The organism is Arthrobacter pasteuri (assembly GCF_054510955.1).
Map to the genome: position 1 here is coordinate 83,590 of NZ_JBTNDO010000003.1, position 19,347 is coordinate 102,936.

Annotated in this window: 17 protein-coding genes; 11 read left to right on the forward strand and 6 right to left on the reverse strand. The window is 69.7% G+C overall.

Features of this window, described 5'->3' with window-relative positions:
* The first annotated feature begins 14 nt into the window (after positions 1 to 14).
* From ACX80H_RS13595 to ACX80H_RS13605, 3 genes are read left to right on the forward strand one after another with little or no spacing between them, the layout of a single operon-like run.
* Positions 15 to 923 (forward strand): RluA family pseudouridine synthase, encoded by a 909-nt coding sequence (locus tag ACX80H_RS13595; protein ID WP_459314107.1) that lies wholly within the window; start codon positions 15 to 17, stop codon positions 921 to 923.
* A 50-nt stretch (positions 924 to 973) separates the two neighbouring features.
* A complete protein-coding gene (locus ACX80H_RS13600; RefSeq protein WP_459313900.1) occupies positions 974 to 1,609 on the forward strand; it encodes a DedA family protein in 636 nt (211 codons plus the stop codon).
* The gene (locus tag ACX80H_RS13605) at positions 1,572 to 2,915 is read left to right on the forward strand and encodes a TspO-related membrane protein (protein WP_459313901.1); all 1,344 of its coding nucleotides are present in this window, start codon (positions 1,572 to 1,574) and stop codon (positions 2,913 to 2,915) included. Before ACX80H_RS13600 ends, ACX80H_RS13605 begins: the two co-directional genes overlap by 38 nt.
* 165 nt (positions 2,916 to 3,080) lie before the next feature.
* Here the strand turns inward: ACX80H_RS13605 and ACX80H_RS13610 are convergent, their stop codons facing one another.
* From ACX80H_RS13610 to ACX80H_RS13625, 4 genes are all read right to left on the reverse strand, one after another.
* On the reverse strand, positions 3,081 to 4,013 hold the full coding sequence (locus ACX80H_RS13610; protein ID WP_459313902.1) for an NADP-dependent oxidoreductase: 933 nt from the start codon (positions 4,011 to 4,013) through the stop codon (positions 3,081 to 3,083).
* Between the two features lie 127 nt (positions 4,014 to 4,140).
* Positions 4,141 to 6,978, reverse strand: coding sequence for a phosphoenolpyruvate carboxylase (gene ppc / locus ACX80H_RS13615; RefSeq protein ID WP_459314108.1), 2,838 nt, complete (start codon positions 6,976 to 6,978; stop codon positions 4,141 to 4,143).
* 421 nt (positions 6,979 to 7,399) lie between these two features.
* Entirely contained in the window at positions 7,400 to 8,563 is a 1,164-nt protein-coding gene (locus ACX80H_RS13620) for an acyl-CoA dehydrogenase family protein (RefSeq protein WP_459313903.1), read from the reverse strand.
* Between the two features lie 41 nt (positions 8,564 to 8,604).
* Positions 8,605 to 9,390, reverse strand: coding sequence for an SDR family NAD(P)-dependent oxidoreductase (locus tag ACX80H_RS13625; RefSeq protein WP_459313904.1), 786 nt, complete (start codon positions 9,388 to 9,390; stop codon positions 8,605 to 8,607).
* A gap of 145 nt (positions 9,391 to 9,535) precedes the next feature.
* On the opposite strand from ACX80H_RS13625, the gene ACX80H_RS13630 reads away from it, so the two are divergent.
* Positions 9,536 to 10,546 carry a glycoside hydrolase family 76 protein gene (locus ACX80H_RS13630; protein ID WP_459313905.1) on the forward strand — a complete coding sequence of 337 codons (1,011 nt, stop codon included), beginning with the start codon at positions 9,536 to 9,538 and terminating at the stop codon, positions 10,544 to 10,546.
* Here ACX80H_RS13630 and ACX80H_RS13635 read toward each other — a convergent pair.
* Positions 10,543 to 11,175: a YdeI/OmpD-associated family protein gene (locus tag ACX80H_RS13635; protein ID WP_459313906.1), complete on the reverse strand. Its 633-nt coding sequence runs from the start codon at positions 11,173 to 11,175 to the stop codon at positions 10,543 to 10,545. The genes ACX80H_RS13630 and ACX80H_RS13635 overlap by 4 nt on opposite strands.
* A gap of 147 nt (positions 11,176 to 11,322) precedes the next feature.
* Here ACX80H_RS13635 and ACX80H_RS13640 point away from each other — a divergent pair, with 147 nt between their 5' ends.
* Positions 11,323 to 12,024 carry a VOC family protein gene (locus tag ACX80H_RS13640; protein WP_459313907.1) on the forward strand — a complete coding sequence of 234 codons (702 nt, stop codon included), beginning with the start codon at positions 11,323 to 11,325 and terminating at the stop codon, positions 12,022 to 12,024.
* Positions 12,025 to 12,029: 5 nt separating this feature from the next.
* Here the strand turns inward: ACX80H_RS13640 and ACX80H_RS13645 are convergent, their stop codons facing one another.
* Complete coding sequence (locus ACX80H_RS13645; protein ID WP_459313908.1) at positions 12,030 to 13,580, reverse strand: SGNH/GDSL hydrolase family protein; 1,551 nt, start codon at positions 13,578 to 13,580, stop codon at positions 12,030 to 12,032.
* Positions 13,581 to 13,866: 286 nt separating this feature from the next.
* Here ACX80H_RS13645 and ACX80H_RS13650 point away from each other — a divergent pair, with 286 nt between their 5' ends.
* The 6 genes from ACX80H_RS13650 (at position 13,867) to ACX80H_RS13675 (ending at position 19,250) form a co-directional block, all read left to right on the forward strand.
* Positions 13,867 to 14,406, forward strand: a complete 540-nt coding sequence (locus tag ACX80H_RS13650) for an NUDIX hydrolase family protein (RefSeq protein ID WP_087072867.1) — start codon at positions 13,867 to 13,869, stop codon at positions 14,404 to 14,406.
* 121 nt (positions 14,407 to 14,527) lie between these two features.
* Positions 14,528 to 15,391 (forward strand): DUF6707 family protein, encoded by an 864-nt coding sequence (locus ACX80H_RS13655; protein WP_459314109.1) that lies wholly within the window; start codon positions 14,528 to 14,530, stop codon positions 15,389 to 15,391.
* Between the two features lie 43 nt (positions 15,392 to 15,434).
* The gene (tgt, locus tag ACX80H_RS13660) at positions 15,435 to 16,697 is read left to right on the forward strand and encodes a tRNA guanosine(34) transglycosylase Tgt (RefSeq protein WP_459313909.1); all 1,263 of its coding nucleotides are present in this window, start codon (positions 15,435 to 15,437) and stop codon (positions 16,695 to 16,697) included.
* 201 nt (positions 16,698 to 16,898) lie between these two features.
* Entirely contained in the window at positions 16,899 to 17,855 is a 957-nt protein-coding gene (locus ACX80H_RS13665) for a type IV toxin-antitoxin system AbiEi family antitoxin domain-containing protein (protein ID WP_459313911.1), read from the forward strand.
* 268 nt (positions 17,856 to 18,123) lie between these two features.
* A complete protein-coding gene (locus ACX80H_RS13670; protein ID WP_459313912.1) occupies positions 18,124 to 18,789 on the forward strand; it encodes a TetR/AcrR family transcriptional regulator in 666 nt (221 codons plus the stop codon).
* Positions 18,786 to 19,250, forward strand: a complete 465-nt coding sequence (locus ACX80H_RS13675; RefSeq protein ID WP_459313913.1) for a hypothetical protein — start codon at positions 18,786 to 18,788, stop codon at positions 19,248 to 19,250. Before ACX80H_RS13670 ends, ACX80H_RS13675 begins: the two co-directional genes overlap by 4 nt.
* Positions 19,251 to 19,347 lie beyond the last annotated feature (97 nt).

Consider the following 19,347-nt stretch of genomic DNA (forward strand, 5'->3'; position numbering starts at 1 on the left):
ATGCGCTCATGGCGATGAAGTCCCCCCTGCCCGTGCGCAACGGGGTCAACGCGACACGCCTCCGCCTCCCCTCCGAGGGCCCCTGGGGCACCGCCCTGGAGTACATCCTCGACCGCTTCGACCACGTGGATCCGGAGGGCATCGGCGAGCGCTTCGACCGCGGCGAGGTGATGGCGCTCGGCGGGGAGGTCCTCACGCGGTCCACTCCCCTCGGCGAGCACACCTTCGTCTGGTACTACCGGGAACTGCCGGTGGAGGAGCGCCTGCCGGTCGAGCTGTCCGTCCTGTACCAGGACGACCATCTGCTCGTCGTCGACAAGCCGCACTTCCTGCCCACCACGCCGGGTGGCATGTACGTGGCGGAATCGGCCCTCGTGCGGCTGCGGGTGGAGCTGAATCTCCCGGACCTCATTCCCATGCACCGCCTGGACCGCATGACGGCGGGCATCCTCATGTTCTCCGTCGACCCGGAGACGCGCGGCGCGTACCAGCTCCTCTTCGAGAACCGGCGCATCCGCAAGGAGTACCGGGCCGTCGCACCCGTGCGACCGGACCTGGGCCTCGGTGCCGCGTCGCTCGACGTGCGGAGCCGGATCGTCAAGTCGCGGACCTACCTGCTGGCACAGGAGGTGGAGGGACCCGTGAACACGCACACCACGGTCAGCCTGCTCGACCAGCGCGGCGACCGGGGCCTGTACCGGCTCCAGCCGCACACGGGCAAGACCCACCAGCTTCGGCTGCACATGGCGTCGCTCGGGCTCGGAATCGTCAACGACCCGTTCTACCCCGTCCTCCACCCGCAGGCGCCGGACGATTACGCCAGGCCCCTGCAGCTCCTGGCGCACAGCATCGCCTTCACCGACCCCGTGGACGGCACGGACCGGAGTTTCGAGTCGGGCCTCACACTCGCCGAATTCGCCTGAACTTCACGCGATCCTCAGGGATTCCGGTTTCCGGCCGGTAGATTTGCAGGGTGGACCTGCCCGGTACGGACATCCCAGCACCGCTCTACCTCCTCGTCATGTTCGCCGTCATCTTCGTCGACGTGGTGATTCCCGTGGTGCCCTCCGAACTCCTGGTGATCGGTGCCGGCACCATGTCGGCCCACGGCATCGTGCTCCTTCCGTTCGTGATCATCGCCGTGTTCGCCGGCAGCTGGATCGGCGACGTCGCCATCTTCCTGCTGTTCCGCCGCAAGCTGACGCACTTCCTCGACCGATTCCGGTGGGGCCGCTCCATCCATCGCGGGTTGCGCAGCGCCATCGCCAAGGCCGGCACCTCGCCCACCTACGCCGCCGTCGTCGCCGTCCGTTTCCTTCCGGGTGGCCGGACCGCGAGCGTGGCGGCCGCGGGCATCGCCGAACTTCCGCTGCGCCCGTTCATGCTCGCGGCGGCAGCCGGCGGTGTCCTCTGGACCGCATGGCTGGTAGGACTCGGTTTTGTCGCCGGGGCGTCCACCGGCTTCCCCGCGGGAGTCAGCGCCCTGCTCGGAATGGCTGTGGGTACGCTGGTGGGAGCCATCACGGCGGCAGTCCTCGCCCTCAAGAAACACCGGAAGGCCAAAAAAGCGCATGAGCACCCCGAAGAACCCGGGCCGCAGGCTTCCTGACATGCCGGTCGGTCCGCCGACGATCGCCGGTGGAGCTCCTGCAGCCACCCCGCCGACGAGCGTCCTCGAACGCCTGAAGGCCGCGCAGCCCGTCGCCCGCGGGGCGGTCGAGGGCGACGTAGCCGGAGTGCGCTCCGAGGTGGCGACCGCCGGGACGGGAGCCGTCCGGACGGCGATGCCGGGTGACGCGGGCGCCGGGAACGGCGGCCGCCCCTCCGGGGAAAGCGGTGCGGGCGACGGCGCCACCCGGGGGAAGGGCGCTCCGAGCCCTGGGGCCGACCGGGGAGGGCTTCTCCGCGCCGCGGCGGCCCGGAGTGAGCAGCTTCGCCTCGCGGCCGTCCGGAGCGAGCGGCTCCGCCTCGCGGGCGAGAAGGCGAGCGCTGCGGCACGCGTCACGGGTACGGCGATCCGCCGCGGCAGCACGGCCACGGTCCGCCACGTCGGGTCCTGGCACCCGGATACCGTACGGCAGTCCGCCGTGACCCTGTGCGCGGTTGCCTGCATCCTCGGGTCGGCGGCAGGCGTCGGGGCCTTCGGCGGTCCGTCCATCCGCGACGCCGCCGGCGGCCTCTTCGCTCCGGACGCGACGCTGCTCGCTCCGTCGTCGTCGGCCTTCTCGATCTGGAGCGTCATCTACGGGGGGCTCGTGGCCTACACGGTGTTCCAGTGGCTGCCCTCCCAGCGCACGAGCGAGCGCCAGCGACAGCTCGGCTGGGCGGTCGCTGCCTCGATGCTCCTCAACCTCGCATGGATCCTCAGCGCGCAGGCGGACCGCCTGACACTCAGCCTCGTGGTCATCCTGCTGCTGCTCGTCGCCCTGGTGTCTGCCGTCCGCACCCTGAACGACCACCCGACCGAGACGCGCCTCGAAGGTGCGCTCGTGGATACGCCGATCGGCCTCTACCTCGGGTGGGTGCTCGTGGCCGCCGCGGCCAATGCGGCGGCGTTCCTCACGGACAGGAACACCGACCTCTTCGGCTGGAAGGGCAGCACGTGGGCGATCCTCGGCATCCTCGCGATCCTCCTGACCGCCGCCGTCATCTGCTCCACGGACCGGGGGCGCCTCTCCGTGGCTGCGGCAGTCTCCTGGGGGCTGCTCTGGATCGCCGTCGAGCGGGTGCTGGGCGAACCGTTCGCGGTGAACATCGCCTTCGCGGCCGCCCTGGCCATCTTCCTGCTGCTGATCACCGCCGGATCGCGCCGGCACCGCGTGGACCACGCCTACCGCCACTGGCTCCGGGCGGAGGAGGACGCCAAGCGCGAACCCCTCGACCTGCTGGGCGGCTACGAGGACTCGCGCCGCTGAGCTTCGCCGGCCCGGGAGCGTAGCGCCGCGCGTCCCGTGCTCCCGCCCGGGGCCCCTGGTGGAGGATGCATCACTCCACCGGGCCCCGCGCAGTGCTCCCACCCGCGCTCAGCCGTCGGCGTGACGCGCGGTCAGCCCTCGAGGGGGCACCGTCTCTGCCCGCAGTCAGCCCTGGTCGCCGACGGTGACGGCGATCTTGCCGCGCACGTGGCCCGCGATGCTGCTGCGGAAGGCGTCTGCAGCGCGCTCCAGCGGGAAGGTCTCGGCGAGGACGGGCTTCACGCTGCCGGCCTCCACGAGTTCGGTCAGGGCGAGCAGATCGTCCGGGTTCGGCCGGACGAAGATGTAGCGCCCGCCCCTGTCCTTGACCTCTGCATCGACCACGGAGGCGACCCGCCCGGGAGTCTTCAGGTGCTCGAGGGAGGCAGTCACGTCCTCACCGCCGACGAAGTCGACGACGGCGTCGAGCCCCTCGGGAGCCGCGCCGGCGATGCGGTCCGCGAGTCCCTCGCCGTAGGTCAGCGGCTCCGCACCCAGGGATCGCAGGAAGTCGTGGTTCTTCTCGGAGGCAGTCGCCAGAACGCGCGCACCCCACGCCTTCGCGATCTGGATGGCGTAGGTCCCCACACCGCCCGCTCCGTTGTGCACCAGGACCGTGTCACCCTCGCCCACATCGATGGACCGGAGCGACTGGTACGCCGTGAGCCCGACCAGCGGCATGGTGGCGGCCTCGGCCCAGGAGACGTTGCGGGGCTTCCGGGCCAGCGCCCGCACGGGCGCGGCGACCTGCTCAGCGAACGTTCCGAACGCGACGGTGTCCATCCGGACGTACCCGATGACCTCGTCGCCGGCCTGGAACTCCGTCACCGACGGACCGGGCTGCGCGACGACGCCCGCGACGTCCCAGCCCGGGATCACAGGGAAGAAGGTCGGCAGGGCACCGTCGAGGTAGCCCGCGGTGACCTTCCAGTCCACCGGGTTGACCGAGGACGCACGCACCTCGACGAGGACCGAGTCCGGCCCCACCTTCGGATCGGGCTGGTCCCCGTACTGCAGGACGCCGGGATCGCCGTACTTCTCGTAAAACACTGCCTTCATGGTGCTCCTCCTTGCAGATGGTCCGGCCGGGCCGGTGTCAGCTTCCAGAGGCGGCAACCGGCACGTCCCGACACGTATTCCGGCGGCGCGTGTCCCTCGCCCGGGGAGGGACACGCGAGGGCGGGGATCAGCCGGTGTTGCGCATCCCCGCAGCGACCCCGTTGATGGTGATCAGCATGGCCCGCTGCAGCTGCCCGTCGGGCCGGCCGCCGTCGGCCTCCGCCCGCATCCGGCGGAGCAACTCGACCTGCAGGTAGGAGATGGGATCGAGGTACTGGTCCCGGACCGCCAGCGACCGCTTCAGCACGGGCTGGTTGTCGAGCAGTTCATGCTCGCCCGTGAGCTGGCGGATTTCCGCGAGGGTCAGCTCGTACTCCTCGCGGATGACGCCGAAGAGGTGCTGCAGTTCGTCCGGCACCAGGGCGTCGACATAGTGCGCCGCGATCTCGAGGTCGGTCTTGGCGAGCGTCATCTCGACGTTCGAGACCACGGTACGGAAGAAGTGCCAGCGGTCGAGCATCTCGGCGAGCAGGCCCTCGTGGCCCGCCTCGCGTGCGGCCCGCAACCCGGAGCCGACGCCGAACCAGCCGGGGACGATCTGCCGTGACTGGGTCCACCCGAAGACCCAGGGGATGGCCCGGAGCCCACCCAGGCCACTGCCGGAGTCCGGCCGCTTCGAGGGACGCGACCCGATGTTGAGCGAACCGAGCTGTTCCACCGGCGTCGACGCGAGGAAGTACGCCGGGAGGTCCTCGTGATCGATCAGGGAGCGGTACCGGGTGAAGGCGGCATCGGACACCGTCTCCATCACCTCCGCCCAGCGGTCGCGGTCGTCGTCGGACGTACGGGGCGTGCGGTGCAGGGCCGACCCCTGCATGACGGCGGCGAGGGAGAGTTCCAGGTTCTCGCGGGCCAGTGCCGGCAGCGAGTACTTGTCGCTGATGACCTCGCCCTGCTCGGTGAACTTGATCTCGCCCTCGAGCACGCCGTTGGGCTGGGCGAGGATGGCGTCGTACGTCGGGCCGCCGCCGCGGCCCACCGATCCGCCGCGTCCGTGGAACAGGCGGAGCCGGACGCCGTGCTTGGCCGCGACGTCGCGCAGGCGGCGCTGGGTCTTGTGGATCTCCCACAGGCTCGTGAGCACGCCCGACTCCTTGTTGGAGTCCGAGTACCCGAGCATGACCTCCTGCAGGTCACCGCGCAGACGCACCACCTCGCGGTAGGTCGGGTCGGAGAGCAGGGTGTCCACGATCTCGGCGGAGACGCGCAGCTCGTCGACCGTCTCGAGGAGGGGCGCGAAGCCGATCTTCGCGAAGGCCCCCGAGTCCGGGCCGCCGGAGCCGTCGCCGACGACGTCGACGAGTCCCGCCTCGCGCGCCAGGACCACGGGCGCGAGGACGTCGTCCGCCCCTCGGGTCATGGACACGATGTAGGTCTCGATGACATCGGGGCCGTAGGTTCCCAGCGCCGAGGCGATCTCACGGAAGACGTCGAAGGTGCGCCGTGCTCCGTCGTCGAGCGGTGGGTTGACCGTGGCGAGCGGGCGCCGGGACGCCAGTTCGCGGGAGAGCGCGCCCAGGCGGGCCTCCCGGTCCAGTTCGAGGTAGGGCACCTCCAGTTCACCCAGCCGGTCGGTCAGCTGCGCGACGACGTCGTGGTGCATGTCCGCGTGCTCACGGATGTCGAGCGTGGCCAGGTGCAGGCCGAAGGACGAGATGACGCGCGACGCCGTCGCGAGGGCGCCGTCGGCCGCCAGGCCCGCGGCGTGCTGCCGGAGCGAGTCCCCGACGAGCTGGAGGTCCGCCAGCACCTGGGCGGTGTCGTTGTAGTCGCGGCCCGGCTCGTGCGCCGTCTGGTTCTGGACGCGCGTCGCGGTGTTGAGCAGCTTGGCCTTCACACACGTCAGCTTGAGCCGGTACGGCTCCTGGGCGTTGAGCTCGAGGATCCGCTTGTCCAGGCGCGGGAGGCTGGCGAGGTCCCGCTCGATGGACGCCGTCAGCTCGGCGGACGCTCCGACGATCGCGGTCGACGAGGACAGCGAAGAGATCAGCCGGTCGACGAAGTGGATCGCGATCCGTACGGCCTGCTGGTTCTGGATCTGCAGGATCTCCCGGGTCACGGCGGCGGTGACGTTGGGGTTGCCGTCGCGGTCCCCTCCGATCCAGGAGCCGAACTTCACGGGCGCTCCGGCGGCGGGAAGGGCGACGCCGTGCTCGGCGAGGAGGTCCGAGAGGTCCTCGAGCAGTTCGGGCATCGATGTTGTCAGGATGTCACCGAGGTAGTAGATGGCGTTACGCGCCTCGTCGATCGGCGTGGGCCGTACCTGGCGCAACTCGTCCGTCTGCCAGATCAGGTCGATCACCTCGGCGAGCCGGCGGTCCTGGCGGCGCCGCTGCTGCGAGCCCTCCGCCGTCGCCTCGGCGAGGATGTCGGAAAGCCGGCGCAGCTTGTCGAGCACGGAACGGCGCGAGGCCTCGGTGGGGTGGGCCGTGAAGACCGGGCGGACGTCGAGCTCCTGGACGACGTCCGCGAGCGCTCCGGGACCGGCGTCGGCCGCGATGCGGGACACGGTCTGCGCGAGCCAGCCGTCCTCCTCGGAGCGCGTCCGCAGTCCGCGGACGCGGTGCACCTGCTCGGCCGCGTTGGCGAGATGGAAGTAGGCGGCGAAGGCCCGGACCAGCTCGGTGGCCTGATCGATGGGAAGTGCCGCGAGGAGCTCCCGGACCTGCTCCGCGAGTACAGCGCGCTCGCCGGCGTCGCTGACGTTGCCGGACTCCTTGGACTCCTTCGTGAGCAGGCGGACGCGCTCCACGAGGTCGAGGAGATCCTGCCCGTGCTGCCGGACGAGCGATTCGCCGAGCAGGGTACTGACACGGCGGACGTCGGCGCGGAGATCGGAACTGAGATCTCCCACGGTCTCGCCGAACTGGTCGGCGGCTTGCGCGGGGGACACTTCGAGGGGCACTGTCACAACAGCCTGCTTTCAGGGCACGGAAAACGGGGCGTATGCGGCACTGGATACGACGGATTGCTGTTGGGATACTACCCAGTAATGTGGCGTGGGCCTCACTCGGTCCGTCATGTGAACCGGACCGGCGGGCGGGCGGGCGGTCCAGGATCGGCGTGACCAGGTTGCTGCGGCGTCGTGCATGGCTTCACTCGGCGAAAGGGCTCGAACACCGGCGTGTCGTCGCCCGACACGCAGTTCCCCGCCGAAACGCGTGCACGACGCCGCGGCCTCGGGCACCGGCCGCTCCGCTCCGCCGTCGTTGCCTGGTTGCTGACTGCAGTGCGCTCGAACGCCGGCATCCTGCCGCCCGGCACGCTCCTCGAGGCCAAGAACCGGGAACGACGGCGCGACGCCGGGAGAAAAGCCGGGGGGCGCGTCAGGCGAAGGCGGAGATGCCCGTCAGCGCCCTGCCCACGATCAGGCTGTTGATCCCGTAGGACCCCTCGTACGTGTAGACGGCCTCGGCATCCGCGAAGATCTTCGCCATGGCGTAGTCCGTCACGATCCCGTTCCCGCCGAGGATGCCACGCCCGAGCGCGACCGTCTCCCGCATGCGCGCGGTCGTGAAGGACTTGGCGAAGGCTGCCTGCACCATGTCGGACATCCCGCCCTCCTGCAGCTGCGCGATGCGCGCCATGACGGCCAGGCTCGCCGTCGTGTTGCCCATCATGGTGACGAGCTGGTCCTGGACGAGCTGGAAGCCTGCGATCGGCCTGCCGAACTGGTGGCGCTCGACCGCGTACTGCCGGGCGACGTCGAACGCGGCCAGTTGCTGTCCGACGGCCTGCCAGCCGACGAGGATACGCGATCCGAGCAGGAGCTGGCGGGTGTCGTCGAAGGACTCGATCCCGGCGAAGCGGTCCGCCTCGGGGATCCGCACGTCCGTCAGGGTGATGTCGGCGTTCTGGACCGTCCGCAGCGCGATCTTGTGGTCGATGGCCGTCCGGGTCACCCCGGGCAGCGAGGCGTCGAGGATGAAGCCCCGGATGGCCCCTGTCGCGGTGTCCCGCGCCCAGAGCAGCATGTAGTCGCAGAACGTGCCGTTGCCGATCCACCGCTTCGCGCCGTTGATGACCCAGCTGTCGCCGTCGCGCGTCGCCGTCGTGGTCATGCCGCCGGCGACGTCGGACCCGTGCTGCGGCTCGGTCAGGGCGAACGCACCGGTGATCCTGAGGTTCATCGCGTCCTGCAGGAGGCGGGCCTTCTGCTCCTCGCTGCCGAAGGTGTGGAGGGCCTCGACGAAGAGGTCGTGGTGGACCAGGAAGAACGTCGCGATCGAGGTGTCGGCGCGGGTCAGTTCTGCGATCACGAGTCCGCTGAACAGGTGGCTGTACCCCTGCTGCACGGGCGTGCTCAGGTTCAGCGAGGCCAGCTTCGGCAGGATCCCGGAGGGGAACTCGGCCCGGTTCCACCACTCGATGGCGTGCGGCGAGACCTCCTTGGCGAGGAAATCCCGGACGTCCTGCAGCTTCTCCCGCTCATGGGCGGCCAGCAGGGACTCGAAGCCGAGGAGATCGGCGGTGGGCAACTGGCTCTCCATCGAGCCGTCCTTTCGGTTGGGACCGGGCGGTCGGGGAACGGCTACTTCGGCGCCATTCGGATGGCACCGTCGAGGCGGATCGTCTCGCCGTTGAGCATCTGGTTCTCGATGATGTGCGCTGCCAGCGTGGCGTATTCGGCAGGCTTGCCGAGGCGCGACGGATGCGGCACCTGCGCGCCGAGCGAGTCCTGGGCCTCCTGCGGCAGTCCGGCCATCATCGGGGTCTCGAAGATCCCCGGGGCGATGGTAACGACGCGGATCAGGGAGCGGGCGAGTTCCCGCGCGAGGGGCAGGGTCATCGCTGCGACGCCCCCTTTGGAGGCCGAGTAGGCGGGCTGCCCGATCTGGCCGTCGAAGGCGGCCACGGAGGCGGTGTTGATGATGACGCCGCGCTCCTCCGACCCGCCGAGCCCGTTGACGGTGCCGGTCGCCGCCATGGCCTCGGCAGCGAGCCTGAGGACGTTGAAGGTTCCCACCAGGTTGACGGTGATGACGCGTGTGAACTGCTCCAGCGGGAGGACGCCGTCCCGCCCGAGAACCTTCCCCGGCGTGGCGATGCCGGCGCAGTTGACTACGATGCGCAGCGGGCCGAGCTCCGACGCCGCGGTGACCGCGGCCTGGACCTGGGCGGGATCGGCGACGTCGGCGGGGACGAAGCGGACGCGTGTCCCGGCGGGGTCGAGGCCGGCTGCCGCATCGGCACCGGCGGACTGGGGAAGGTCGACCAGTACCACCGAGGCTCCGTCGTCGAACAGCCTGCGGGCGGTGGCGAAGCCGAGTCCGGATGCACCTCCGGTGACGAGGGCTACTGCTCCCCTGATATCCATGCCTGATCCTTCCACTGCGGGAGGGCCGCCATTGGTCCATCCACGCGCCCAGCGTACTGTGATGCGGACCACTGCGCACCCGGACGACGATCGATTGCGCATCCTGCCCAACGCGGGGGTCACGGGCTGGAACTAGGGTGGTCATATGCCCATTCCCGACGAGGCCGCCGCGTCGGCCGCCCACAGCGTGCGGCACCTGTTCTCCCGACGGAGCCTGCAGGTCCCCGGAACAAGGCTCGGAGCGATCGCCTTCCCTGCCCCGAGCGGCCGCCGGCACCACTGGCACTACTGGTGGCAGGCACACTTCCTCGACTGCCTGCTGGACCAGCACCTCCGGGACCCGGCGGGGAACGCCCTGTCCGAGGCCCGCAAGCTGGCCCGGGGTATCTGGCTGCGCAACGGCGGCCGATGGCGCAACTCCTACTACGACGACATGGCATGGCTCGCCCTGGCCCTCCAGCGCCTCGATGCGATGGAGGGACGGCGTCGGCCCCGGTGCGGCGTGCGCGTCCTGGGGGATGCCCTGCGGTCGGCGCATACGGACGAGCTCGGTGGCGGCATCTTCTGGAACACCACGAGGGACTACAAGAACACCGCGACCACGGCTCCGGCAGCCCTCTTCTTCGCCCGCGCCGGTGAATCCGGCCGGGCGCAGGAACTGCTCGACTGGCTCCGGACCCGCGTCCACGATCCGGTGACGGGGCTGTACCTGGACGGGGTGAAGGCGGACGGGTCCGCCAGCGGCGTCGTCGACCGGAGGGTGTTCACCTACAACCAGGGCACCGTGCTCGGCGCGCTCGTCGCCGTCGGCGGCCGGAAGAACCTGGAGCATGCGGCGGACCTGGTGGACGCGGTCTCCCGCTCCACGGCGGACGACGACGGCGCACTGCCGTTGGGATCCAGCGGTGACGGCGGCCTGTTCACCGGGATCCTCGGACGCTACCTCGCCCTGGCGGTCTCCACGCCCGGGATCGGCGCGCGCACCGCGGCCACGTGCCGCTCCCTGCTCGGCGCCACGGCGGAGCGGCTCTGGACGGGCCGGATGCAGGCGGGCCCTGATGTGTTCCGCTTCCCGCCGCGGCAAGAGGGTCCGGTGAGCCTGTCGTCCCAACTCCAGGCCTGGACGGTCCTGGAGGCCGAGCGGGCGTGCCGCTAGCCGTCCTGTTCCCTGCCCTGTTCCCTGTCCTGCTTCCCGCCCTGGTTCCCGCCCTGCGGGTAGAAGGTCTCGCCGCGGGCCAGCATGGCGACGAATTTGGCGATGTTCCGCTCCTTCGCGGCGTCCGTTCTGAGCTGGGCGAGGCGGAAGATCAGCGCGTAGCGGTTCTGGGAGGACAGGGTGCGGAACGTGGCGAGCGCGGCGTCGTCGGCCTCGATCGCGGCCATCAGGTCGGGCGGAACCTCGGCCGTCGCCGGCCCGGCGTAGGCCCGCTCCCACCGGCCGTCGGCCTGCGCTGCCGCGACCGCCCGCTCCCCCGCCGCGTGCATGCGCCCTTCGGCCCGCAGCCGCTCGATAAGGCCCTGGTTGCGAATGGACCAGATGCTGCGCGGGCCGCGGGGCGTGAAGCGCTGGAAGTAGCTGCCGTCGTTCCGCGCCCGCGCCTGCCCGTCGATCCAGCCGAAGCAGAGCGCCTCGTCAACCGCCTGCGCATACGTAAGCAGCGTCGTCGTTCCACCCTTCTTGTGCTCGATCAGCCAGACGCCGGGCGAGGCGTCGTGGTTCTCCTCGAGCCAGCGCCGCCAGGCCGCCGCGTCGGGCAGCAGGAGTTCGGGAAGTTCGGCCTTCATGCGATCACCCTAGGACGCCCCGGGCCATCAGGGAACCGGGTTGCATGCGCTTCCCGCCGTGACCGAGGATTCCAGGAGGCGGCGGACCGCAACTCCCCGTCCGTATCCCCCTGCAGGCGCTCCCTGCCCACATCCGAAGGAGGACTGATGCTCCGCGTCCGCCCCGTCGTCTCCACCTCCGACCTCGCCGGCGGCGCCGTGTTCCTCCGCGCACTCGGACTCACTGCGGCCCAGGACCCGGCACCTGACGATGCGTACGCTGTGTTCGACGCCGGGAGCGGCCGGCTGGCGCTTCGCTCCTGTCCGGCCGGCAGTCCCGGGGACGGCATCACGACCCTCGCGTTCGAGGTCGGCGACGTGCGGGAATTCGCGCGGAGGACCTCCGAAGCCGGCACGCCCGTCGATCTCTCCGAGGAGCGCCACGGCCTCGTCGCCCGGATCACGTCACCGGACGGGACCTCCCTCCGCGCCGGGGCGGGTCCGCGCGGGACCGGGGCTCCGGCGTCGCCCGTGGCGGTCGTCGCCCTCTGGCACACGCCCGACGTCGCCTCCGCGGTCCGCGTCCTGAAGGACATGGGCGCCAGGCCCCGGAACAGCGCCGGCACCCGGCACGACTTCACCACGAAGAACGGCGGACTCGTCGCCGTCCACCACGCGGAGCGCGCCGGGACGGAGCCGGCCTTCGAGTACGACGGCGATGTGCGGGACCTGGCCGCGGACCTCACCTCCGCAGGCTTCGAACCCGTGGTCTCCGGAGAGAGCGACGAACCATCGCTGCGCGTCCGCGCTCCCTGGGGCGCGGAGCTCCGGATCAGCGAACGACAGCAGGACCTCCAGTCGTGGTCGTGACCTTGTCACCGACCCAGGGCAGCCGCCAACTTCGGTGCGTACACCCTGGCCACGGCATCGTGACCGGCCTGTGCCAGATGGACATTGTCCAGGTATTGGGCGTCAGCCGTACTGGCGAGGCCGGCGACGGAAATGAAGGTGACACCCTCCTTCGCGGCATTGGCCGCCAGCACATTGTCGATGTGACGCCGCTGGACGTGCGAGTCGTCGCTGCGGGACATGACACCGTTGACGACGATCCTGCTCTGCGGGTACATGAGCTTCAGCTTGCCCCACAGGGCTGAGCTGTCAGCGATGACCTGTGCATCGGTCTTCCAGGTCGTTGCGTCGTTGCCGCCCAGGGTGACCAGGACCAAGCCCGGAGTCCCTCCTGGGAAGGGAACCAGCCCCTGCTGAACTGCGGTCCAGCCGGTTCCACCGGCCCAGGAGCTCGAGGTCGAGTAACCCATTCCACCGAAGGCCAAGTGCGAAGCGTGGTCGGTGAAGCCCAGGGCACGGGCACCCTGCTCGCTCCAGGAGTCGCCGTCGAGCTGGGAATCACCGTAGAGCACCACCGACGCAGCGGTGGCCTGGACATCGGTGAACGGGTAGACGGAGCTGACCGGCGCCGGAGTGACAGGAGGCGGGGTGACCGGAGGCGGAACGACCGGAGGCGCCCCCGTCGTGATGATGCCCGTCTGGAACTGGGTGTGGGTACCGGTGGCATCCTTCCAGGTGTCCGTCGTCGGCCAGCCGTACCTGCCGAAGTCCACAGCCAGCGTGTTGAAGTGGCCGGCATCGATGCTCCTGGCACCGGCGTTCGCACCCCAGGTGATCACGGCACCCTGGAAACGCTGGTAGTAACCGCCCTGCCAGGCGGTCTTGTTGCTGGTCGGCAGACCCAGGTAGGACTGTGCGCCGCCCTTGTTCTCGTAGTAGGTCTGAATATAACCGCCCGTGGTGGTGAATACCCGGCCGCTGGAGCCTGACCAGTACACCTTCCCGCCCTCGTAATCCTGCCGAACGCCGTTCGGGACGGCAATCTCCTCGGATTTGGGGTACCCCAGGAAGCCCCGCTCGTACCGGTTCGCTGCGTAATATCCTTTGATGGCGCCGGTGACCACGCGGGCCCCGGTCGCAGGCGACCAGTAGATATAGCCGTTCTGGAAATTCTGGACTGCTCCGCCACGGACTGTCAGCCTGAATTCATCACCTGTCGGGTGGCCCAGGAATCCCCTGGTCCACCCCGCGGCCGAATACCGCGCACCGATCGCGTAATTGAGCACCATCTGGGCGCCGGTCTTCTGGGTCCAGAGCACGTAGCCCTTCTGGAAACGCTGTGAGCAGCTGACAGCGTCGCAGCCCTTGCTGCCGATGGGGTTGCCAAGCGCGGCGCGGTTGGCATTCCACTTGATGTAGGTCAGGCCGTCGACGCTGTAACCTGCCACTGTCACCGTGGGCCCTGCAAGTGCAGGTGCAGCTGATGCGTGCGGTGCAAGCGGGAAGACACCGCCGGCGCTCAGAAAGAGTGCGAATGCCGTGACGACGATGGCGGCGATCCGGTTCATTCCAGGCATCCCGAACTCCCTGTATCACGGACGTATTCCTGATACCCGCGCACGGGTTATTCATCGCCCAATCGTCTCTCTCGTCCGGGCTTTCGGTGAGGGCCCGAGGTACTTGGATCTCTTCATCCACCGAATGGGGTAATCGACCGGCCCATCAGGTGCAACCGCAGTGACCGGCCATCCAGCAGCATGGCCGAATGGTCCGGTGTCCGGGCGGTCCATCTCCACGAGTCAGGCGATTCTCCGGAGGACGCGCGCGGCCCGCGCCGTGGCGGGTGTCTGCTAGAACTGGGGTATGAACGTACGCACCCCTGACCCCAATCCGGGCTGGCTCTCCGAAGATGACCTGTACGAGGCCCGCCGCCGCCTGCCGATGGTCTACGTGGAGGCGATTCCCGTTCGGTGCGACGCCCTCGGATACGTCAATCAGGTGGGGCTGCTGCTGCAGGCCAACGAGCAGGGCGAAATGGTGCGGACCTTCGTCTCCGGGCGCGTGATGTACCGGGAGACGATCCGGGCGGCCCTGCTCCGGCATCTCGAGAAGGACCTCGGCCCGCTCGCCCTCCCGCAGCTCCCCCCGTCACCGGTGCCCTTCACCATCGCGGAGTACTTCCCGTCCCCCTCCGAGACCGGGCTGACCGACGACCGCCAGCACGCCGTCGCGCTCGCGTACCTCATCCCCGTGACCGGCGAGTGCAGTCCCCGCCAGGACGCCCTCGAATTGTCCTGGCTGACCCCGTCCGAAGCACTCAGCCCCTCGATCCAGGCGGAGTTCTCGGGTGGGCGCGCGGACCTGTTGCGGCAGGCGCTCGCGCACGCCGGCTGGGGCCGCTAGCCGTACCTCCCGCCGGAGGATCACCCGCCGGGGGCCGCGTTACCGTATCGTGAAACGGGCGCGCTGAGCGCTGGCGACATCCGGGGGGCTACTGGCAGAGGTTGGCACGACGTACATGATGGTGGGCAGATTGGACAGGACTGGGCTGCGCGCAGTTCCGGCAGAGGTACTGGCGGCAGGGAACGTACTCGCGCTCCCCGACGGCGACGACGCGGCGGAGGTCACCGCCGTCGCCGTCGAGAACGACGACTTCGGAGTACCCGCCCTCGTGATCGCGACCGTGGCCGGAGGGCGCCGGATCTCCATCGCCACCGGATCGATGGTCTACGTCGAGCCGGCCGACGCCGAGATCGGTGTCTCGGCCGTCGCCGCGGACCACGGATCGCCGGAGGCGCTCGTCGCCCAGATAGCGCAGGCACACACGGACAGCGGCGTCATCCAGGAGATCGCCGCCCGCCTGGCGCGGGGCATCAACCTCAAGGCCGGCAGCAACCTCCAGGACCTCCAGCAGCTCGCCCTCACGCTGTTCATCGACGAGGGCGACACCGCCGCTGCCCTCACCATCGCCGACCTGCTCGCGGAACTCCCGTTCGACGGGAACTTCGGGCGGTGGAAGTGGATCGAGGGGGGACTCGCGATCGCTGCGTACCTCACCCGCCACGACGAGGAGCGCTCGGCCCGGTACTCCGCGGCCATCCGCGCGGCCGACGACGCCGAGACGGACCCGTTGCGCGCCAAGACCGCCGCGATGTACCGGCAGCGCCAGCTCAACGAGCCCAACGTCTACGACCCGGAGATCCTGCGGGCCTCCGCTGCCGGCAGCATCGACGTCGAACGCGACTGGCGGGTCCTCCGCATCGGCGTCCTGCTGTACCTGCGGGCGCATGGCGGGTCGGAGACCCTGAGCCGGGAGGTGCTCGAGCGCCGGATCGCCGCGGAACTCGCCGCCGTCGCCTCGCTCAACGCCCAGCTGGCCGGGAGCTGACTCCGCGGATCGGCGACCTGCCGCGGGCTGGCAAAATAGGGTGGTGCATCCACAGTCCCAGCAGTCCTCGTTCTCCTTCTCCGTCCACAACCGCCTCGAGGACACGACGCCGGGGGCCGGGAACGGTGGGTACCGGCACGGGCGCACCGGGACGATCGCCACTCCGCACGGCGAGATCCGGACGCCGGCCTTCATCCCCGTGGGCACCAAGGCGTCGGTGAAGGCGGTCCTCCCCGGAGCCATGGCCGAGCTCGGCGCCCAGGCGCTCCTCGCGAACGCGTACCACCTCTACCTGCAGCCGGGAGCGGACATCCTCGACGAGGCCGGCGGCCTCGGCGCCTTCATGAACTGGCCCGGCCCCACCTTCACCGACTCCGGCGGATTCCAGGTCATGAGCCTCGGCTCCGGGTTCAAGAAGGTCATCACCATGGACGTGCCCGTGGATGCCGACAAGGCCGGGGCCGACGACCGCATCGCCGTCGGCAAGGAGCGCCTGGCGCACATCGACGACGACGGCGTCTGGTTCAAGTCGCACCTGAACGGCGACCGGCACCGCTTCACCCCCGAGATCTCCATGCAGGTACAGCACCAGCTCGGAGCCGACATCATGTTCGCGTTCGACGAGCTCACCACCCTCATGAACTCGCGCGGCTACCAGGAGGAGTCCCTCGAGCGGACACGGCTCTGGGCCCTGCGCTGCATCGCCGAGCACGAGCGGCTCACGGGCGAGCGCAGCCACCGCCCCTACCAGGCCCTGTTCGGCGTCATCCAGGGCGCGCAGTACGAGGACCTCCGCAGGAAGGCCTCCGCGGACCTCGGGGCCATGAACTTCGACGGTTTCGGGATCGGAGGGGCCCTCGAGAAGGAGAACCTCGGGACGATCCTCGGCTGGTGCAGCGACGAGCTGCCCGAGAACAAGCCGCGCCACCTGCTGGGCATCTCCGAACCGGACGACCTCTTCACGGGCATCGAGAACGGCGCCGACACGTTCGACTGCGTCTCCCCCACGCGCGTGGCCCGCAACTCGGCGTTCTACACCCCGGACGGCCGCTGGAACCTCTCCAACTCGCGCTTCAAGCGGGACTTCACCCCGCTGGTCGACGGGTGCGACTGCTACACCTGCACCCACTACACCCGGGCGTACATCCACCACCTGTTCAAGGCCAAGGAGATGGTGTCGGCGACGCTGATCTCCATCCACAACGAGCGCTTCGTGGTGCGAATGGTCGATGACGCGCGCGCCGCCATCGATGACGGCACCTTCTACGAGCTGAAGGACGAGGTGCTGGGGCGGTACTACGCCTAGCGCCGTCGTCGGGGTCTGTTGTCGCCCAACGTGTCACCGTCGGGCCGCCGCGCCGGGTGCCCGGACCCGTGGCGGCGCCCCACCGCCACGGGGCCCGCGCCACGGGTCTGGCCGCAGCCGAACGCTTTCGAGCCGAAGCTGTTTATCCACATCGGACGACGCCGGACCCACCAGCGGCGCGCGCCCTGCCACTGTCACAGCATGCCTTCACCACTGGATGCGACTGCGACCCGAACGCTGTGGCGGTACCGGGAGCTTCTCGACGAGGGGCTGAGCCGCCAACGGATCCAGCGACTGGTGGCCCACGGTGATCTGCGACGGCTGCGGAAGAACTGCTACATCCCGGAACTCCAGTGGACCGGGCTCACCACGATGCAGCGGCTCGCACTCCAGGCCGAGGCGCATCACCACTCACTCGTGGGCCTTCCCACGGCACAGCACGTCTACAGCCATGAGACGGCCGCTGTGCTCCACGGCCTCAGCCTGTGGAGGCCCGGCACCGCGGTCCATGTCACCCAGCCGACGCGCACCTCGAACGCGAGCCACGGCGCGGACGTGCTGAACCACAGCGCCCGCCTCGCCGCGGACGACGTCGTCCTCCTCCGCGGCCTGCCCGTGACGTCGCTCCTCCAGACCACAACCGACTGTGCGCGGACCCTGACGTTCGACAAGGCCCTGATCGTCGCCGACCAGGGCCTGGCTCGCGGCGTCTCGCGGATGGCTGCCATCGCCCACCTCGAACTGCTCGGGCCCGCCAAGGGAGTGGCCCGGGCGCGTGCCGTGCTTGCCGCGTCCGATCCGTTGTCCGAGTCACCCGGCGAGACACTGACCCGGAGCCGTCTGTTGCATTTCCGGCTGCCCCCTGCCCGGTCGCAGGTCGATGTCCTGACCCGACTCGGCCGGTATCGGCTCGACTTCGCCTGGCCGGACCTGCTGGTGGGACTGGAGTTCGACGGGAAGGTGAAGTACTTCGGCACCGCACCGACGAGCGACGTCCTGTACCAGGAACGACGTCGTGAAAAGGCGCTGACGGAGGACGGCTGGACGGTGCTTCGGCTCGAGTGGGCCGACCTCTTCCGCGAAACGGAACTGGAAGCACGGCTCCGTTCCGCCCTCCACTGCGCCGCCACCCGGGCTGCACGGACTCCACGATCCTGACGGCGCTGCCGTAGCCGCAGATTCCCCGTCCGAGGGGCGCGGGCGACCAGGCGGCAGTCCGCCTCCTCCACATCCAACTGGACGCTTCCGCGGGCAGCCGCGCGCAGACCCGTGGCGGAGTGCCGTTCCCGGGGAGGAGAACCAACGGGTCTGGGCGCGCGGCGCGGCGGCATACCGAGGTGGAGGAGGACGTGCCCGCGCCACTCCGGTCTGAACATGTTCAAAACAGCACTACACTTCGAAATGAACATGTTCGAAAGGAAGATCGGTGCCGACCCCCACAGCCAAGAGCGAAGCGACCAGGGAGCTGCTGGTGTCCACCGCGCTCCGGCTGTTCCGGGAGATCGGCTACGAGAAGACCACCATGCGGACCATCGCCGCCGAGGCCTGCGTCTCAACGGGGAGCGCGTACTACTACTTCGCCTCGAAGGACGACCTCGTCCATGAGCTCTACCGCAGCCTGCAGGAGGAGCACCGCGCCCGCGCCCTGCCGCTCCTCCGTGAGGGACAGAACCTCGGGGAACTCCTGCGGATCGTCCTGAACACCAACGTCGACGTCATGGACCCGTACCACGACTTCGGCTCCAACTTCGTCAGCATCTCCATCCGGCCGTCCAGGACCACGAGCCCCTTCGGCAGCGAGTCCGCCGTCGCCCGAGCCCGCGCCATCTCGCTGTTCCGGCAGGCGGTCGCCATGTCGCGGCCGCAGCCACCCCTCGCCATCCGCGACGACCTGCCCGAGCTCCTCTGGTACGCATCCATGGCCATCACCCTGTTCTGGGTGTACGACTCCTCGCCCGGCCAACTCCGCACCCGCCGGCTGATCGACCAGGCCGCACCGCTCATCTCGAAACTCGTGATCCTCTCCCGGCTTCCCGTGGTCCGGAAGATCGTCGAGGACATCGTCCAGCTGATCCGGGGCACGCGGCAGTGACCCCCGACGACGTGAACGACGATCTGGACGACGACGATCTGGACGACGACGCCCAGGACGACGACGGTCCACCGCCGCGCCACCACGTCACGTTCGGACCCGCCGCCGTCGTCGTCGGATTCCTCGTCGGGCTGTCGGTCCTCGCGCTGGTCTTCTCGCTCCCGTGGGCGGGGGACATGGCGCCGGGCGTCTTCGTCCTGGCCCTTGCGTACGGGGGCCTGCTCGGCGCGGTCACGGCTCTGCCGCTCGGCGTGGCGCTCGGGTTCCTGCTCCGGCCCGTCCGCAACCAGTGGGTGCACGTCGGGGCCTTCTTCGGCGTCTTCACGCTCGTCGCCTTTCTCATCATCACCCTGCTGTCGCCCTCCCGGGTGGTGCTGGAGAACCTTCCCATCGCCCTCATCATCGGTGGCGCGGGCGCGGTGGCCCGCGCCAGCGTCTGGAAGATGGTCCGCGTGCGCTGAGCAGCACCACCGGAGCAATCACCGGAGCGCACATCCAGCCGCCTGATTCACCGGTCACCGGAGTCGACGCGCGGCCGGCCGGTCCTGCGACGCGGCC

Excerpts from the sequence above, each read along its gene's own strand:
- ACX80H_RS13625 (WP_459313904.1), bottom strand. The coding sequence starts at position 9,390 with ATGGATATCAGGGGAGCAGTAGCCCTCGTCACCGGAGGTGCATCCGGA.
- ACX80H_RS13595 (WP_459314107.1), top strand. The coding sequence starts at position 15 with ATGAAGTCCCCCCTGCCCGTGCGCAACGGGGTCAACGCGACACGCCTC.
- ACX80H_RS13620 (WP_459313903.1), bottom strand. The coding sequence starts at position 8,563 with ATGGAGAGCCAGTTGCCCACCGCCGATCTCCTCGGCTTCGAGTCCCTG.
- ACX80H_RS13630 (WP_459313905.1), top strand. The coding sequence starts at position 9,536 with ATGCCCATTCCCGACGAGGCCGCCGCGTCGGCCGCCCACAGCGTGCGG.
- ACX80H_RS13650 (WP_087072867.1), top strand. The coding sequence starts at position 13,867 with ATGAACGTACGCACCCCTGACCCCAATCCGGGCTGGCTCTCCGAAGAT.
- ACX80H_RS13635 (WP_459313906.1), bottom strand. The coding sequence starts at position 11,175 with ATGAAGGCCGAACTTCCCGAACTCCTGCTGCCCGACGCGGCGGCCTGG.
- ACX80H_RS13665 (WP_459313911.1), top strand. The coding sequence starts at position 16,899 with ATGCCTTCACCACTGGATGCGACTGCGACCCGAACGCTGTGGCGGTAC.
- ACX80H_RS13640 (WP_459313907.1), top strand. The coding sequence starts at position 11,323 with ATGCTCCGCGTCCGCCCCGTCGTCTCCACCTCCGACCTCGCCGGCGGC.
- ACX80H_RS13605 (WP_459313901.1), top strand. The coding sequence starts at position 1,572 with ATGAGCACCCCGAAGAACCCGGGCCGCAGGCTTCCTGACATGCCGGTC.
- ACX80H_RS13645 (WP_459313908.1), bottom strand. The coding sequence starts at position 13,580 with ATGCCTGGAATGAACCGGATCGCCGCCATCGTCGTCACGGCATTCGCA.
- ACX80H_RS13610 (WP_459313902.1), bottom strand. The coding sequence starts at position 4,013 with ATGAAGGCAGTGTTTTACGAGAAGTACGGCGATCCCGGCGTCCTGCAG.